Source organism: Mesorhizobium sp. M7A.F.Ca.US.005.03.2.1, assembly GCF_003997795.1.
Taxonomy (GTDB): domain Bacteria; phylum Pseudomonadota; class Alphaproteobacteria; order Rhizobiales; family Rhizobiaceae; genus Mesorhizobium; species Mesorhizobium ciceri.
In genome coordinates, this window is sequence record NZ_RZRP01001110.1 from 1 (window position 1) to 1704 (window position 1704).

At 62.2% G+C, this 1704-nt stretch carries 1 protein-coding gene and 1 pseudogene; one reads left to right on the forward strand and one right to left on the reverse strand.

Features of this window, described 5'->3' with window-relative positions; genetic code table 11:
- Positions 1–1376 (reverse strand): glutamine synthetase family protein (locus EN991_RS35180; protein ID WP_164769625.1); only part of this gene is annotated, 1376 nt, incomplete at its 3' end.
- Between the two features lie 145 nt (positions 1377–1521).
- Here EN991_RS35180 and EN991_RS35185 point away from each other — a divergent pair.
- A pseudogene (locus EN991_RS35185) lies at positions 1522–1704 on the forward strand (HAD family hydrolase); the annotation flags it as partial.

The window sequence follows — 1704 nt, forward strand, 5'->3', positions numbered from 1 at the left end:
CATCTGGGCAAGTCGTTCGCCGCATAGGTCGCGGCGAACGACTTGCCCCGCTGAGCGCAGAGTTCCTCGTCGCCCTCGAACAGGTCGACGGCTTCGAGCAGGCCGCGCGGCAGGTCGATCTCGTCGGCATTGGCCGTTGTCAGGACCGGGGGCTCGGCCTTGATCTTGTTGGTGATGCCGATCAGCCCGCAGGCAAGCGATGCCGCCAGCGCCAGATAGGGGTTGGCATCGGAGGACGGGATGCGGTTTTCGACGCGCCGTGCCGCCGGATCCGAACGTGGCACGCGAAACGCCGTGGTGCGGTTGTCATAGCCCCATTTGTTGTTGACCGGCGCCGACGCCGCCTGTGTCAGCCGGCGGTAGGAATTGACATAGGGCGCGAACATCACCAGCGCGTTCGGCACATGCTTCTGCATGCCGCCGATAAAGTGGAAAAAATCGTCGGTTTCCGAGCCGTCAGCGGCCGAAAAGATGTTCTGTCCGGTCTTCTTGTCGATGATCGACTGATGGATGTGCATGGCGGAGCCGGGTTGCCCCTGGATCGGCTTGGCCATGAAGGTGGCGTAGATCTCGTGCTTCAGCGCCGCCTCGCGAATGGTGCGCTTGAACATGAACACCTGGTCGGCCAGTTCGATCGGGTCGCCATGGCGTAGATTGATCTCCAACTGGCCGGCACCTTCCTCGTGGATCAGCGTATCGATCTCCAGGCCCTGGCTTTCGGAGAAATGATAGATGTCGTCGATCAGTTCGTCGAATTCGTTGACGCCGGCGATCGAATAGCCGGCGCCGCCGCCGATCGCGCGTCCCGACCGGCCAACCGGCGGGGTCAGCGGATAGTCCGGGTCGGGATTCTTGCGCACCAGGTAGAACTCGATCTCGGGCGCCACCACTGGCTTCAGGCCGAGCTTGTCATAGGCGGCCACCACACGCTTCAACACGTTGCGCGGCGTGAACTCGACCGAGCGTCCGTCTTGGTGGACGAGGTCGCAGATGACCGCGGCCGTCGGGTCTTCTTCCCAGGGCACCACCGTCAGCGTCGACAGGTCGGGCATCAGTTTGAGGTCGCCGTCGTCTTCGGGGTAGTGGAAGCCGTTGCCATCCTCGGGGTAGCCGCCGGATATCGTCGTCATGAAGACTGCCGACGGCAGCGCCAGCGAGGTGTTGGAGGTGAATTTCTTCGATGGCATCATCTTGCCACGCGCGACGCCTGCCTGATCGGGCGTGATGCACTCGATGTCCTCGATGCCGCGCCATTCCAGCCAGGCGCTGACTTCCTTCCAGTTCTTGACGCCTCGTTGGTTTTTCACGAAGGCAGGCGTGCGGGCGCGTCCTCCGCGGCTCGACGGACGGACTTCCTTTTTTGCAGGCGGCATCATTCACCAGATTGGGTTGCGGATTGTGGAGTATAGCCGTGCCCTCCTATGGAAGGGAAGGGGAGCCGCGTCGGGCATTGCCCGGTGCGGTTGAAAATCACGCCAATCGGCTTAGTTTCGGCCGTCCCAATTCCAATCGAGGCGTTCAATGCGGCGCAATGACAAACTGACGACGATCGGCTTCGACGCCGACGACACGTTGTGGCAGAACGAGCAGTTCTTCCGGCTGACGGAAAAGCGCTTTGCCGCCATGCTCGTCGACCATGGCGAAGCGGAGCACATCTCGGCACGATTGCTGGAGGCCGAAAGGCGCAACCTCGCTGTCTATGGC